This is a genomic window from Shouchella oshimensis, assembly GCF_004375095.1.
GTDB lineage: Bacteria > Bacillota > Bacilli > Bacillales > Bacillaceae_D > Shouchella > Shouchella oshimensis.
This window is the reverse complement of record NZ_SNUX01000002.1, coordinates 778,271-792,345: the sequence shown is the minus strand read 5'-3', so window position 1 is coordinate 792,345 and position 14,075 is coordinate 778,271. Positions and strand designations below refer to the sequence as shown.

At 39.8% G+C, this 14,075-nt stretch carries 14 protein-coding genes; 8 read left to right on the top strand and 6 right to left on the bottom strand.

Annotated features, from left to right (window positions below):
* Positions 1–107: 107 nt before the first annotated feature.
* The 6 genes from E2L03_RS09925 to bglS all read left to right on the top strand — a co-directional run bounded on the left by E2L03_RS09925 (position 108) and on the right by bglS (position 6,334).
* Positions 108–1,256, top strand: coding sequence for an exo-beta-N-acetylmuramidase NamZ family protein (locus tag E2L03_RS09925; protein WP_134259100.1), 1,149 nt, complete (start codon positions 108–110; stop codon positions 1,254–1,256).
* An 81-nt stretch (positions 1,257–1,337) separates the two neighbouring features.
* The gene (locus tag E2L03_RS09920) at positions 1,338–2,189 is read left to right on the top strand and encodes a MurR/RpiR family transcriptional regulator (RefSeq protein WP_038477344.1); all 852 of its coding nucleotides are present in this window, start codon (positions 1,338–1,340) and stop codon (positions 2,187–2,189) included.
* Positions 2,190–2,266: 77 nt separating this feature from the next.
* Positions 2,267–3,232 carry an N-acetylglucosamine kinase gene (locus E2L03_RS09915; protein WP_038477341.1) on the top strand — a complete coding sequence of 322 codons (966 nt, stop codon included), beginning with the start codon at positions 2,267–2,269 and terminating at the stop codon, positions 3,230–3,232.
* 223 nt (positions 3,233–3,455) lie between these two features.
* Positions 3,456–4,874 (top strand): sodium/glutamate symporter, encoded by a 1,419-nt coding sequence (locus E2L03_RS09910; protein WP_134259099.1) that lies wholly within the window; start codon positions 3,456–3,458, stop codon positions 4,872–4,874.
* 77 nt (positions 4,875–4,951) lie between these two features.
* Complete coding sequence (locus E2L03_RS09905; RefSeq protein ID WP_197196494.1) at positions 4,952–5,467, top strand: type 1 glutamine amidotransferase domain-containing protein; 516 nt, start codon at positions 4,952–4,954, stop codon at positions 5,465–5,467.
* Positions 5,468–5,575: 108 nt separating this feature from the next.
* On the top strand, positions 5,576–6,334 hold the full coding sequence (gene bglS, locus E2L03_RS09900; RefSeq protein ID WP_078440230.1) for a beta-glucanase: 759 nt from the start codon (positions 5,576–5,578) through the stop codon (positions 6,332–6,334).
* Positions 6,335–6,399: 65 nt separating this feature from the next.
* Here bglS and E2L03_RS09895 read toward each other — a convergent pair whose 3' ends face one another.
* From E2L03_RS09895 to E2L03_RS09875, 5 genes are all read right to left on the bottom strand, one after another.
* Positions 6,400–7,407 (bottom strand): LacI family DNA-binding transcriptional regulator, encoded by a 1,008-nt coding sequence (locus E2L03_RS09895; RefSeq protein WP_038477332.1) that lies wholly within the window; start codon positions 7,405–7,407, stop codon positions 6,400–6,402.
* A 21-nt stretch (positions 7,408–7,428) separates the two neighbouring features.
* Positions 7,429–8,043, bottom strand: coding sequence for a YesL family protein (locus E2L03_RS09890; protein WP_095151115.1), 615 nt, complete (start codon positions 8,041–8,043; stop codon positions 7,429–7,431).
* 50 nt (positions 8,044–8,093) lie between these two features.
* The gene (locus E2L03_RS09885) at positions 8,094–8,945 is read right to left on the bottom strand and encodes a carbohydrate ABC transporter permease (protein ID WP_038477329.1); all 852 of its coding nucleotides are present in this window, start codon (positions 8,943–8,945) and stop codon (positions 8,094–8,096) included.
* 11 nt (positions 8,946–8,956) lie between these two features.
* Positions 8,957–9,898, bottom strand: coding sequence for a carbohydrate ABC transporter permease (locus E2L03_RS09880; RefSeq protein WP_206698866.1), 942 nt, complete (start codon positions 9,896–9,898; stop codon positions 8,957–8,959).
* Positions 9,899–9,980: 82 nt separating this feature from the next.
* Positions 9,981–11,288 carry an ABC transporter substrate-binding protein gene (locus E2L03_RS09875; RefSeq protein ID WP_038477326.1) on the bottom strand — a complete coding sequence of 436 codons (1,308 nt, stop codon included), beginning with the start codon at positions 11,286–11,288 and terminating at the stop codon, positions 9,981–9,983.
* A 387-nt stretch (positions 11,289–11,675) separates the two neighbouring features.
* Between E2L03_RS09875 and E2L03_RS09870 the strand changes: the two genes are divergently transcribed.
* Together E2L03_RS09870 and E2L03_RS09865 are read left to right on the top strand one after the other, a co-directional pair.
* Positions 11,676–12,389 (top strand): DUF554 domain-containing protein, encoded by a 714-nt coding sequence (locus tag E2L03_RS09870; RefSeq protein WP_078440232.1) that lies wholly within the window; start codon positions 11,676–11,678, stop codon positions 12,387–12,389.
* Positions 12,390–12,933: 544 nt separating this feature from the next.
* On the top strand, positions 12,934–13,638 hold the full coding sequence (locus tag E2L03_RS09865) for a 3D domain-containing protein (RefSeq protein ID WP_038477320.1): 705 nt from the start codon (positions 12,934–12,936) through the stop codon (positions 13,636–13,638).
* A 105-nt stretch (positions 13,639–13,743) separates the two neighbouring features.
* Here the strand turns inward: E2L03_RS09865 and E2L03_RS09860 are convergent, their stop codons facing one another.
* Positions 13,744–13,926, bottom strand: coding sequence for a hypothetical protein (locus E2L03_RS09860; protein ID WP_035393082.1), 183 nt, complete (start codon positions 13,924–13,926; stop codon positions 13,744–13,746).
* Positions 13,927–14,075 lie beyond the last annotated feature (149 nt).

The following is a 14,075-nucleotide window of genomic DNA, read 5'->3' as shown; positions in this document are numbered from 1 at the left end:
TGATGAAGCGATTAGCTGCATAAATTAGAAAGAGAGATTATAGATACCAGGATGATTGTTTGTTTCTAAATAGGGAATACACGTTAAAACGCTATGGAGGGATACAAATGAAACTCGGCTTAGATTGTTTTCTTGAAAGGGATTATTCATTAGTTGAAAAAAAACGGGTTGGTCTTCTATCCAATCTAACAGGAGTGAATCAATCGCTACAACCGACGATCGACCTTCTTTATCAACACTCAAAAGTAAACTTGGTCTCTCTTTTCGCTCCAGAACATGGCATTCGAGGAGATGCAAAAGAAGGCGAGCACATTGAGTTTAGCATTGACCCTCATACTGGTTTACTAGTCTATAGCCTCTACGGTCAAACTCGAAAACCCACCCCTGAAATGCTTGAAAACATTGATGTTGTTCTTTTTGATTTACAAGATATTGGTTCTCGCTATTACACGTACATTTATTCAATGGCTTATATGATGGAAGCTTGTCAGGAACAGAATAAAACCTTTATTGTACTTGATCGACCAAATCCAATTGGTGGTCTTAACGTTGAAGGCAATTTAGTTGAGGAAGGCTTTCAATCCTTTGTAGGTCTTTTGCCTATCCCTAATCGTCACGGCATGACCGTTGGTGAACTTGCCTTATTGTTTAAGCATGAGTTTGGTTACCAATGCGACCTTCATATTGTGAAAATGGAAGGTTGGTCACGAGATAGGCTTCACAACGATACAGGATACGCTTGGGTACCGCCTTCACCAAATGCACCTAGCCTTGACATGGCTCTCCTTTACCCAGGAACTTGCTTGATTGAAGGAACCAACCTATCAGAAGGCAGAGGCACAGCCAAACCTTTTGAACAATTCGGTGCGCCATTTATAAATGGATTTGAACTTGCTCAAGCTATTAATCGTCTTCATCTACCAGGAGTCATTGCCAGACAAGCCTCCTTTGTACCAACCTATCAAAAGTATAATGGTACACAATGTCATGGGGTTCACCTTCATTTAACCGATACAAGTCTCTATGAACCTTTTTCAAGCGGAATTAAAATCATCCAACTCATCGCTGAGCGTTACCCTGAGCATTTCCGCTTCAATAAGCCGACAAGTGGTCATTATATGTTTGATCTCCTTGCTGGTACAGACAGCTTACGAAGAGCCATACAAAACGGAGATCTGACATCCTTTTTCACTACAAGTAAAAAACAATCCGAGGCATTCTTAAAACAACGAAGTCGCTACCTCCTCTATTCCTAAGTCCTCAATGGTTGTATGCTTCATTACTCAAAATTTAGTATACTAGAGGCATCAGTTTAAAAATAGAAAGAGTTGATTATAATGGCCTTTATGACCGGCGGTCTAGTCATGCTTACCGAAATGCGTTCATCCCTTCCACCATCCGAGAAAAAAATTGCCAATTACATGATCCAACATCCAAAAGAAGTCATTTCACTTACAGCAAATGAAATTGGGAAACGAAGCGATACTAGTGGCGCCGCCGTCATCCGTTTATGTAAATCATTAGGGCTAAAGGGATTACCTGATTTAAAGCTTCGAATTGCCGGTGATCTTCAGAAAACAAAGGAATCTGGTTTACGTGATATTGAACCGAACGAATCGGTCATTTCCATAATTGATAAAATGACAACCAACACCATACAGACGATTCAGGAAACTGCAGAACTTCTTGACACTCATCAGCTTGAAAAGGCTGTTCAAGCATTAAGGAAAGCACGTAAGATTCATTTTTTTGGAATCGGTGCTTCGAGCATTATTGCTCAAGATGCCATGCAAAAATTGCTCCGTATTGACAAGACCGCATACGCATTTTCTGACCTTCATATGGCGGCAACGCTTGTTTCTACAGGCGATGAGCAAGACGTCGCTGTGGGAATCTCTTTTTCAGGTCAAACAAAAGAAGTAAAACAGTTCTTGGAGATTGCTAATTCGAGAGGAATGACGACGATTAGTTTATGCAAATATGGCCAATCGATTGTTTCTGAGCAAGCAGACATTCCTTTATATACATCTGCGACAAAGGAACCGACATTTCGAAGCGGCGCTACCTCTTCAAGAATTGCGCAACTGCAAGTGATTGATATTCTCTTTATGTGTGTCGCTTCTCATCAATATGAGGAAACAGTGACTCACTTACATGAAACCCGTGCAGCGATTGAATTTTTACGTTAGGGCTTCATTCAAACAAGCGGGTTTCGTCGATTTCCCCAAAAACCTTTACACATTGAAGTAAAGAAAGGCGGAAGGCTATGTATTATATCGGAATTGATGGTGGCGGAACGAAAACAGTGGCAGTTTTAGGCACTTCAAAAGGTCACATCTTAGCGTATCGACGAACCGGTGCCACTAATCCTAATCGAGCTGGGCTTGATACTTGCCTAGCCAGACTACATGAATTGCTTACTCATTTAAAAGAACATCACCCCACTGCCTATGCCCATGTTCAATCAATCTACTGCGGAATAGCAGGCGGTAGTTCTTCCAGTTATCAACAAGCGATTACGGCCTCAATACGCCCTATTTTACCAGAACATAGTACCATTACTGTTCATCATGATGGGATTGCTGCTCTTTATTCCGCCACACTTGGACGACCTGGAATCATTCACATTTCAGGAACAGGTTCTGTCACATACGCTTTGGATGCATTAGGGAACGAGCACCGTTTAGGTGGCTGGGGTTACTTGCTAGGTGATGAAGGTAGTGGATTTGCCATTGGTCGTTCAGCCATTCGGGCTGCTTTGACTCACAATGAAAGAAAGTCACCACTACAAAAGCTAATCCTCCAACACTTTTCAACCGATGCCATAGAGAATGTTATTCCTGCAGTGTATCAAGAAAATGGTCGCGATGCAGTTGCAAAGCTTTGTCCTTACGTCTTTCAAGCCTATGAAGAGGGAGATGTCATGGCAAAGCAGATTCTAATGGACACTGCAAATGGAATTGCTGTACAACTTGCCTCTCTTATGAGCAAAGTTCACAACGCTGAGGATTGGACAATCGTTTTAGCAGGAGGTGTCATGAATCAGCCAGCAATCGTCTCGATGATTAAGCATACACTTTCCCAAAAAGCCTCTTCCTGGTCCATTCTGACTCCTACCGTCCCACCGGTGATCGGTGCCCTAATTGCTGCTATCCAGCCTTATGAAAACGTTACTAAAGCAATCGTGACCAATGCGTTACACCTTCTAAATCAAGACACAGACTCTATGTAACCACCACCCATTTCACCGAATTTTTGCTATTAACTTCCATCCTTCGGAGCAAATCAATTAAACACATTGTCGTGAACGTTCCGATCTCTAAAGCGGCGTGTAGGTTTTCTTGCGACCCATTACGGGTAAAAAGCGTCATTACTAGGCTTAAAAATTGTGTATCGTTATTTTCACGAATTAAAAGCATTTTTTGAGCTAATTTTTCAGTATTGGGGATCTGTACATGAGTCTTGAGGTTATCGGAATGGCCATTGTCATTATCGCGATCATGCTCGTAATTGGAAAGTGGATACGGCTGAAAGTTCCTTTGTTTCAATCTTTATTTCTTCCTAGTTCGTTAATCGGAGGTTTCTTAGCCCTTCTAATAGGACCGGAAGTCATTGGGCGATTTGGAGGCGACTTTCTTAGTGACGGTGGATTATTTACTGCTTCTATTGTTGATATTTGGGGAGAGCTTCCTGGCTTATTAATAAATGTCGTCTTTGCCTCATTATTTATTGGCTTCGTGCTACCGAAACCAAAGGAAATTTGGCAAACCGGTGGACCTCAAATCGCACTAGGTTATACCATGTCTTGGGCACACTATGTGATTGGACTTTTACTCGCAATCACAATTCTCACGCCCCTTTTCGGACTGAATCCAGCAGCAGGGGCCCTAATCGAAATTAGTTTTGTCGGGGGGCATGGAACAGCAGCTGGCTTATCGGGAACTTTTGAAGACATCGGCTTTGAAGAAGGCTATGACCTCGCTATTGGTTTAGCTACAATTGGCATGCTTTCAGGAGTAATCATTGGAATGGTGTTAGTGAATTGGGCGGCTCGTAGAGGGAAAACAACCACCCTCGATCATCCAAAGGATATTTCTGTTGATCAAAAAAGTGGTGTCATTGAAGAACAGAATCGAGAAGCTTCTGGTGTTCAAACAACCTCTCCTGTTTCGATTGAACCGTTAGCACTTCACGTTGGATTTATTGCTGTTGCCATCTTTATTGGCTATCTCATTCTGGAGGCATTCGTTTGGTTGGAAGAGGTTACATATGGCCAAACATTTAACGTTTACTTATTTGAGTATGTCCCTTTATTTCCTATGGCCATGATTGGTGGTATTCTATTACAAGTATTTTTAGCCAAATTTGATAAACGAAAACTAGTCGACCGTAAGACCATTTCACGCATTCAAGGGCTTGCACTCGACCTTTTAATTATAAGTGCAATTGCTTCCCTTTCTCTAACGGTCATAGGAGATCATATCGTCCCGTTTATCCTATTGGCACTAGCTGGTATTATTAGTAATATTGTATTCTTTCTTTGGCTAGGTCCGAAAATGATCCCAACCTATTGGTTTGAACGAGGGATCGGTGACTTTGGACAAGGTATGGGTGTTGCCGCAACCGGTATTATGCTCATGCGGATTGTTGACCCTGAAAATAAGACACCTGCCCTTGATGCATTTGGCTACAAACAAATCCTATTTGAACCAATGGTCGGAGGCGGTCTCGTAACAGCAGCAGCGATTCCATTTATTATTCAGTTCGGTTCTGTTCCTGTACTTATTGCAGCTCTTATTTTGATGATTGCTTTTTGGTGCTTAGGTGTCTTCCATACAGGCAAAATGAAGCCTTCCGATAAAAAACCTGACTAATCTTTTCAAAAATTGATGTTTTTAACAATCCAAATCGGGTAAACATAAAATAGACAACATTCATTTAGGAGTGATTGATTATGGCAAAAGTAGCAGTACTTGTTACGGATATGGTAGAAGAAGTTGAATTAACCGATCCAGTTAAAGCGTATGAAGAAGCTGGTCACTCAGTTACGTTAGTCAATTCGAATGAAGACAGCAAGATTACAGGAAAAAACGGTGAGACGTTTACTACCGATAAAAACGTAAATGATGTAAAACCAGAAGACTTTGATGCATTACTTGTGCCAGGTGGGTTTTCTCCAGACATGCTTCGAGCAGATCCTAAGAACGCGGAATTTGCTGCACACTTTATGAAAGAGGAAAAGCCAGTCTTTGCTATTTGTCATGGACCCCAATTTCTCGTAGACACTGATTTATTAAAAGGCCACGAAGTGACAAGCTTTGTTTCGGTTCGAAAAGATTTAGAAAACGCTGGGGCTACTGTTGTAGATAAAGAAGTAGTTGTCTCACGTCATCTCGTCACGAGTCGAGTTCCTGATGATATCCCAGCATTTAATAAGGAATCTCTTAACTTGTTAGATCAATTATAAGTGAAAAAATGAGTCTCCAATGCCTATTCTGGTTTTGGAGGCTTTTTTATTCATATTCTGTTCAACCACTCCGTACACTGATTGAGTGTCATAATTTTTTTTGAGAGGATGATTTGTATGAAGCACTACTTCGTCAGTTTCGTTTTTATTTTTTTCTGTTTCTTTCTTCTTCCACCTGCAAATGCAACTGCTCAGCAGCAAGAGTTGTTTACTGTTTTTACTCAACATGATCAACAACACTGGCAAATGTCAAACGGGTGGCGCAATAATGATCCCTTTTTCGGCTGTCACTGGCGGGCCGATCGTGTTAATTTCCCTAACGGGCAGTTAGAACTCTCCATTCGAAGTAACCCTTCTTTGGCCGCCCCCTATTCTTATGAATGTGCCGAATACACCACTCACGACTTTTATGGCTATGGTTTATATGAAGTATCAATGAAGCCATCAAATGTGCCGGGTATGATTTCTTCTTTTTTCACCTATACAGGTCCATCGTATAATGGAGATCCGTGGGATGAGATTGACATTGAATTTTTAGGAAAAGATACAACAAAAGTGCAATTTAACTATTACACGAACGGAGTTGGGAACAACGAAATCTTACACGATTTAGGCTTTGATGCTTCCCAAGATTTTCATACGTATGCATTTGATTGGCAACCGCACTCCATCACGTGGTATGTCAATGGGGTGCCAATTGCAACTCGAACGGAAAACATCCCAACAACACCAGGAAAAATAATGATGAATTTATGGAACACATATGGAATCGACGAATGGGCAGGACGGTATACAGGTGAAGCCACCCAAGCAACCTACGAGTGGGTTCGATACACGCCAAGTACGTTTGCACGAACTGTTCACTAACCGCTGTCATGTTGCTGAAGCACGCACATTCTTCTCATAGATGAAACTGCCAGCCAAAGAATGAACTATTTGCGCTCCCTACAAGAGTTTCTCGTAACAAGGGATACAGGAATCTTGACCGACATATGCGCTTTCTTTTTATTTGCCATTTGGTCCATTATTAATGTAGCGGCTGTTTTCCCAATCAATTTCGTATCTTGCCGTATCGTTGTCAAGGGTGGATGTACGTATTCTGCGATTTGGATATCGTCGAATCCCACAATGGAGATATCATTAGGAATGGTTAAACCTGCTTCGTATATTGCTGCCATCGCTCCAATTGCCATTAAATCACCTGCTACAAAAACGGCCGTTGGAGTGTCTTTTGCAGCTAGCAAGGTTTCCATCGCTGCTTTTCCCCCCTCGTATGTAAAATAACCGCCATCAACAATATAGTCTTTTGGAATGAGCAACTGGTGTTTTTCCATCGTTTGCTTATAGCCTTGAAGCCGTTCCTCTCCAACATAGAGCTTTTTATGTCCAGAAATATGGGCAATTTTTTTGTGCCCTAGAGTAATGAGATGATTCACAGCCAATTCAGCACCATAGAAGTTGTCGCTATAAACAACGCTGACCCCGCGTGTATCCAAGTCGATCACAACAGAGGGTATATCGGAATTGATTAATCTTTGAAGTTCTGGCGTATGACTAGAACAGACAACAACAACGCCATCAACACCACGATACATAAAGTGATCTAAATACGATCGCTTCTCTTTACCAATTTTTCTTGAAGCGAATAATAAATCATATCCTTCAATTTCAACCGTTTTCTTGAAATTTTCAATAACCGCATTAAAAAAAGGATGCTCAAGACCATTTCCAGCATCTTCGACAAACACAACCCCAATCGTCCATGATTTTTTGGTTGAAAGAGAGCGAGCATTTGAACTCGGCAAATAACCTAGTTCCGTTACAGCCTCATTAATAATTTTTTTTGTTTTTTCGCTTACGTCATTTCGTTTATTTAACACTTTAGAAACGGTACTAATAGAAAATCCCGTTTTCTTTGCGATGTCGTATATCGTTATCATTGCTTCTCCTTCCTACCTTTTTTACGGGACAGGGGTATTTTTTTTGTATTGATTAAAAGTAGTAAAATTAATGCTCATGATCACATAAGCAAAGACGCTTACGCCAATAAGTAAAAATGCTTTTGGATAGAACATCGCAACTAGCGCATAAGCAATGAGCCAAAACAACTGCAAGAACGATTTAAATGGATGAGCAAAAACCATCCCAAAAGCAAGCTTCAAATAGTGAAAGAGACGATGATCAAAGTGAGCCATAACGGAAAATAAATTGACAAATGTCATGACCGCTACTGCAGTGATACTAAAAATGACTACATATAAAAAGAAATGAATGGACGCTTCATAAAAGTATGAAACGAACTGATAGTTGACATAGATAATATAGAACACGCCGAAAAACATGGCACCATATAGATTTGCTCGTATAAACGCTTCTTTATAAAATGTTAAAAAACTTTTCATAAGAGGCAGGTCTTTCTTCCCGCTATTCCACTCTCTCATCATTCGGAAAAGCGCAACAGTAGCCGGCATAAAACCAAAAACACCAAGTCCGAGCAAAACAAAAAAGCACCATAAAACATTTAATGCGACGAATGCATAAATCCGTTCTGCCACTTTTATTACGATACTTGTCAACACTTTTCACCTCCATGATTGAGGCTGACAAATAGCCAGCCTCCTACAACTCAACTCTTAACTGCACCTTCAGACAAGCTTTGAATGAACAAGCGATTAAAGAGTAGAAAGACAATTAGTAACGGAACCGTTGCCCAAAATGTTCCTGACATTAACATACCATAATCTAATTGACGAGCATCATTTAATGAACGAAGCGCTACTTGTAGAGTCTGCATAGATGGATCTCTCAGTACTACTAGCGGCCAAAGGAAATCATTCCACACGGTCATAAACACAATAATGCCTAATGTTGCGAACGCTGGCAACACGGTTGGTACAACAATATTCCAATAGGTACGAAAATGCGAGCAACCGTCAATTCGAGCCGCTTCAATAATTTCAAATGGTACGGCTTCTTTAATATATTGTCTCATCCAAAAGATCCCAAATGCGTTAATAAGTCCTGGGATGATGATTGCTTTAAAATCATTTAACCATCCTAAGGACGTAATAATATAATACTGCGGGATTAAACCGAGCTGTGGTGGTACCATCATCGTTACCAATATAGCTGTAAAGAGAAAGGCTTTTCCTTTAAATTCAAGTTTCGCAAATGTATATCCAGCAAGAGAACACAATAGCAACGTCCCAACCGTAACAGCGGTTGCGACAAAAAAACTATTCCACATTGCCCCAAAGAAATCAATGTTGTTTAGGACTTTTTGAAAGTTTGATACTAAATCTGCTCCCGGTGTAAATGGAGGTGGCACTTGATTAATTTCACGGTTAATACGAGTTGCCATAACAAACATATAATAAAACGGAAACAGGGACGCGAGTGAACCAGCAATTAAAAATAGATAGACAAACAGTTTTTGAACAGAAAATTTTCGTTTCCCATGATTCTTTTCCTTTCCCATTGCCTAACCTCCTATCCGACTTTTTTAGACCGTCCCATTCGACTTGTAATAAGTAAATTCACAACGGTTAACACGATAATAATAAAGAATAGAGCAATTGCCGCTGCAGAAGCAGTGCCAAATGAATTATAGACAAACGCATCCCGCCATAAGTAAGCGACCATTGTAATACCTTCTTCTCTTAAATTACGACCAAGAAAGATAAGTGGTTCAGTAAATAATTGCAAGCTTCCGATGGTTGCAGTAAAGACGACAAAAAGTGTAATTGGTTTTAACATCGGCAATGTAATTAAACGTATTTGCTGACTAATTGTCGCTCCGTCAATTTTGGCAGCTTCGTATAATTCTTTCGGAATACTTTGCATACCTGCTAAAAAGATTATGGTGTTGTATCCAACCCAACGCCAAAACACCATTGTTGCAATTGCTAGTTTCACTGGCCAATATTCCGCGTTCCATCTGATTGGGTCAATATCAGCTAAGCTTAAAAGATAGTTCACAAAACCAAAGGGCTGGTTGTTAAAAACGACTCCAAAAATAATCGCTACTGCGACGACAGACGTAATGTATGGTAAAAAAATAATCGTTCGAAACGTATTTCTAAACTTTATTAACGCCGAATTTAAAGCAAAGGCAATTAATATAGCAAAGATAATTTGTGGTAGCGTTCCTAATAGACCAATAATAAAAGTATTTAGAATAGAAGAGTAAAAAACAGGATCATTGAAAATAAATTGAAAATTTGCTAGACCCACATACGTCATCTCTCCAAGTCCATCCCACCGGAAAAAAGCTAAGTAGAAGCTAAACACCATCGGAAAAAGCCCAAAAATTAAAAACAAAATAAAAAATGGTGAAACAAAGAAGTACGCAGCTAATGCTGTACGTCTTTTCTCTCGATTGCCTTTTGGCTTTATGTTTGGGTCTATTTGAGTTGATTGAGCTGCCTTCAACGTTAAACCTCCCTACTGGTTTTTTTAAGAGTAGTAAAAAGGATGACTCATTAACATGAGAGCCACCCTAAAATCGCAAAGATTAACGGGCTAAAATACGATCTATCGTATCTAAAGAAGCCGACCATTCTTCATCGCGATCATCACCAGCAGATACGTTATCTATTGCTTCTTTTATGACATCATCAATCGAATAGTAGTTGCGTCCTTTATAAACAGGAATAACTTGCTGAGCTGCTTCTGAGAATACTTGTGCTGTTGGAATTCCACCGAAATATGCATCTTCATAATTAATGAATTCGTCCATCTCGTACACCGCTGGGGCTGAAGGGAACAATCCATAATCTAAAAATGATTTTAGCTGTTGCTCTGGAGCTGTTAACCACGAAATAAACGCATATGCTTCTTCTGCATGCTCAGATTCACTCGGAATCGTCAAAAACGATCCTCCCCAGTTTCCTGCTCCTTCTGGCATCGTTGTAATCGACCAAATACCTTCTTCAGGACTATTGTCTTTAATAACCCCTTGCATCCAAGCTGGGGCAAGCATCGTTGCATAAGAACCATCAGCCATACCTGCAAACCACTCTGGTGTCCATAGCGGAATATCTCCTGCTAAGTCTTGATCAAAGAAATCAGCTGTATAGTCATAAGCTTCACGTATTTCTGGATGATCATCTATAATTAACTCTTCATCAGTATTGAAGTATTGCTGGGAGGCTTGGTCTCTTCTCGCATTGTAAATAAGCTCACCTGCATCCGTCATAAGCTTTCCTGTTTCTTCATAAATTTGCACAGCCACTTCTTCATAAGCATCCCACGTTGGAATTAATTCAGAAACAGCCTCAGGCGAAGAGTCAAAACCTGCCTCTTCAAACACATCTGTGCGATAAAACATAACGGTCGGACCAATATCTGTTGGCAAACCAAACACAAAATCACCAGACGCATTTTCACTATTGTTCCAGACCCAGTCTAAAAATTCATCTTGAACATCTCCAGCGCCTAGGTCATATAAGTTGTTGAATGAATCTTCCGCTGTTCGGTACCGCTCAATTTGCGCTTCCTCAATCATCGCAATATCAGGTGCGCCAGTATCGGCAGAAATCGATGTAAACAAATTATCATGCATATCATTCATATCGCTATTTTGAAGATTAATGGTAATGTCTGGATTTTCTTCTACATATTCCTCAATTAATTTATCGTAGCCAGTATTTCCAAACTCCCAAAAAACCAATTCAATATCCCCTGAACCGATCGTTTCGCTCGTTGTTTCCCCTTCTACACTTTCACTACTACCGCCATCATCACCGTCTGAACCTCCACAAGCTGCCAATAAAGAAACTGATAACAAAGGTGCTGCACTGTAAATGAACCATTTTTTCATTGCCATTTCCCCCTCTAATCATTGAATGAGTACTGCATAAAAGACACCAGAAAGCGCTTTCGGAAAAGAGTTTTAATTAAGCGCTTACAAAGAATGTCTACATACAACTGTAACTACTTATTAAGTAATATTCGCTGTAAGACTTCTACGAAACCGCTTTCGTAAATAATTATATAGGGCAGGTTTCTATTTAGCAATACCTTTTTTATCGGAACGTTCAGAATGGCATGATCCATCGTCTAAACTGTTGAAGGATCAGGCGTTTTTTTCCATATATATAAAGGAAAACCTCTCTATCCTTCTTCCAATTAACTGAATACTCTTTAGCATTCAGAATCACTTTAACATGCTAAACGAATTTGCTATAATGAAGCATTGCTAGATGGAATGAGGCGTGAAATGTTATTAGGAACGATTATTAATGCAGCAGCCATTGCTGTTGCTTCATTAATTGGTGTACGAATTCGAAACGTACCTGAGGAGATAAGTAAGCTTATCATGCAAGCACTCTCCCTTGCATTAATTGTCATCGGGATTCAAATGGCCGTCACAGGTGAAAATTTCCTTATTATCATTATAAGTTTGACAAGTGGCGCATTACTCGGTAGCTGGCTCCAAATTGATGAACGCTTAAATCAGCTTGGTCAATGGTTAGGAACAAAAATTGGTAAGAACAGCCAAGGTAACGTAGCTCAAGCTTTTGTTAGCTCTACACTTATTTTTGCAACAGGGGCAATGGCTATTATCGGCCCACTAGAAGCAGCACTTCGTGGTGATCATAGTTTATTATTTACGAAATCGTCCATTGATGGATTTTCTGCACTTATTATCTCTTCAACACTAGGGATCGGCGTATTCTTTGCTGCCATTCCTGTCTTTCTTTATCAAGCTAGTATTACGTTGCTAGCCAATCAAATCGATGCTTTTGTACCGAATATGCTAATGGACATGATAATCGCAGAGATTACATGTATTGGAGGCATTCTCATACTTGCCATAGGGCTTAACCTATTAAATGTGATTAATGTTAAAATTGCTAACTTGCTTCCAAGTCTCGTGATCGTTGTTCTTCTTGTTGTTTCTTTTCAACGGTTACTCTAATGATCTAACACAATTCTACTGAGTTGTGTTTTTTTATGACCTTTTCTATAAAACTCAACGCACCGATTTTCTTTTTCTTCATTAATAGTCTCACATTCAATCGCCTTACTTTCTTTTTCTCACCTTATCATTCCTTTATTCATCTCCTGCTTTTAGTTAAACCTCAGCATACGCGATTTAAGTAGAGTTTGTTGAGTACGTCTCTTTATGTCAGTTTTAGACGAAATCACACGTTCCCATGACTTTTCTCCTGTAATATCTATGTAATATCAAGTTTTGTCGAACAAGCTGAACGTCCTACTACTAGTATAGTTCCCCTTATTTACACGCATAATCCCTGTACCTATGCGGATTACAGTCATTTTACAAGTTCATTACTTCGCGGAAAATGGGTTGAAAGAGTAACTTATGTTCTGTATAGTTTGATCTTGCGAGAGACATTCCGCACAAAAATGGAATTACACACAAGAACGACTCATCTTACACATTTTCATAGTTCCATTACTTGGGGATGAATACTACATTATAAGGGGAGTTTTACAGTATGAAAAAATTAGTCACGTCACTTGCTGTCTTAGGATCAATACTTGTTGCCACTCCAGCATTTGCATATGAAGTCAAAAGCGGAGATACATTGAGTCAAATTGCTAACAAGCATCAAACAGACGTACAAAATATAGTAGAATTAAATCCAGACATTTACGATAAGAACTTAATCTTTATCGGTCAACAATTAACAATGCCTGGTGAAGGTGAACAAGGTCAAGTGAAAGGTGAAATTCAATCGAATGAATCTGCACCTCAAACAACTTCAAATGAATCGACTGCAGCTGAGTCAACAAATTCAGAATCGACAAGTGCTTCAAATGAAACAAGCTCTTCTGAAGCACCAGCTGAAACGACTGAATCAACGAATTCAACTGAATCCACTAGTTCTGAGCCAACACAAACTGAAGGCACTACAACAATGAGTGTGGAAGCTACGGCCTACACTGCCTTCTGTGAAGGGTGCTCTGGGGTAACAGCTACTGGGATTGATTTAAGAGCGAATCCGAATCAAAAAGTGATTGCTGTTGATCCTAACGTTATACCGCTTGGTAGCAAAGTATACGTAGAAGGCTATGGAGAAGCGATTGCTGGTGACACTGGTGGCGCAATTAATGGCAACAAAATTGACCTCTTTATGCCTGAACGTCAAGATGCATTAAACTTTGGTCGTCAAAACGTAACGATCCACGTTTATGAATAAATCATCACAACAAGCTAGCCTGTGTAAGGGCTAGCTTGTTTTATACAAATAATCTTTTCAGCGAAACAAAAAAGCAATTACATAAGCTGTAATTGCCTTTGTATCTTAATAATCAACGCCATTAATAGTCGTTACTTTCCAGCGTTCAGCATTCGAGTATAGATGATTGTTCAATTTACTTGCCAAAGATTGCGCGGCAACAGGATCAATAAAAACCTTATCTAGTTGGCTGTTCGTGTCTTTAAGGGTTTCTGTTGCCCCGTTTAACATTCGTATAATTTTATACAATGTACGGGACCTCCCTACTATTTATTCAGCCTAGAGTGATTGCTGTATCTACATTGTGGCACACAATCAGATAAAAAGACAGTATATTTTAAAAATAATTAAATTTCCCTACCCTTTTTGTCTAATTTTTAAACATGATTGAAAACCAT

Coding starts and splice junctions, on each gene's coding strand:
- E2L03_RS09885 (WP_038477329.1), bottom strand. CDS start 8,945: ATGGGAAAGGAAAAGAATCATGGGAAACGAAAATTTTCTGTTCAAAAA.
- E2L03_RS09910 (WP_134259099.1), top strand. CDS start 3,456: ATGAGTCTTGAGGTTATCGGAATGGCCATTGTCATTATCGCGATCATG.
- E2L03_RS09865 (WP_038477320.1), top strand. CDS start 12,934: ATGAAAAAATTAGTCACGTCACTTGCTGTCTTAGGATCAATACTTGTT.
- E2L03_RS09915 (WP_038477341.1), top strand. CDS start 2,267: ATGTATTATATCGGAATTGATGGTGGCGGAACGAAAACAGTGGCAGTT.
- E2L03_RS09925 (WP_134259100.1), top strand. CDS start 108: ATGAAACTCGGCTTAGATTGTTTTCTTGAAAGGGATTATTCATTAGTT.
- E2L03_RS09870 (WP_078440232.1), top strand. CDS start 11,676: ATGAGGCGTGAAATGTTATTAGGAACGATTATTAATGCAGCAGCCATT.
- bglS (WP_078440230.1), top strand. CDS start 5,576: ATGATTTGTATGAAGCACTACTTCGTCAGTTTCGTTTTTATTTTTTTC.
- E2L03_RS09895 (WP_038477332.1), bottom strand. CDS start 7,407: ATGATAACGATATACGACATCGCAAAGAAAACGGGATTTTCTATTAGT.
- E2L03_RS09920 (WP_038477344.1), top strand. CDS start 1,338: ATGGCCTTTATGACCGGCGGTCTAGTCATGCTTACCGAAATGCGTTCA.
- E2L03_RS09875 (WP_038477326.1), bottom strand. CDS start 11,288: ATGAAAAAATGGTTCATTTACAGTGCAGCACCTTTGTTATCAGTTTCT.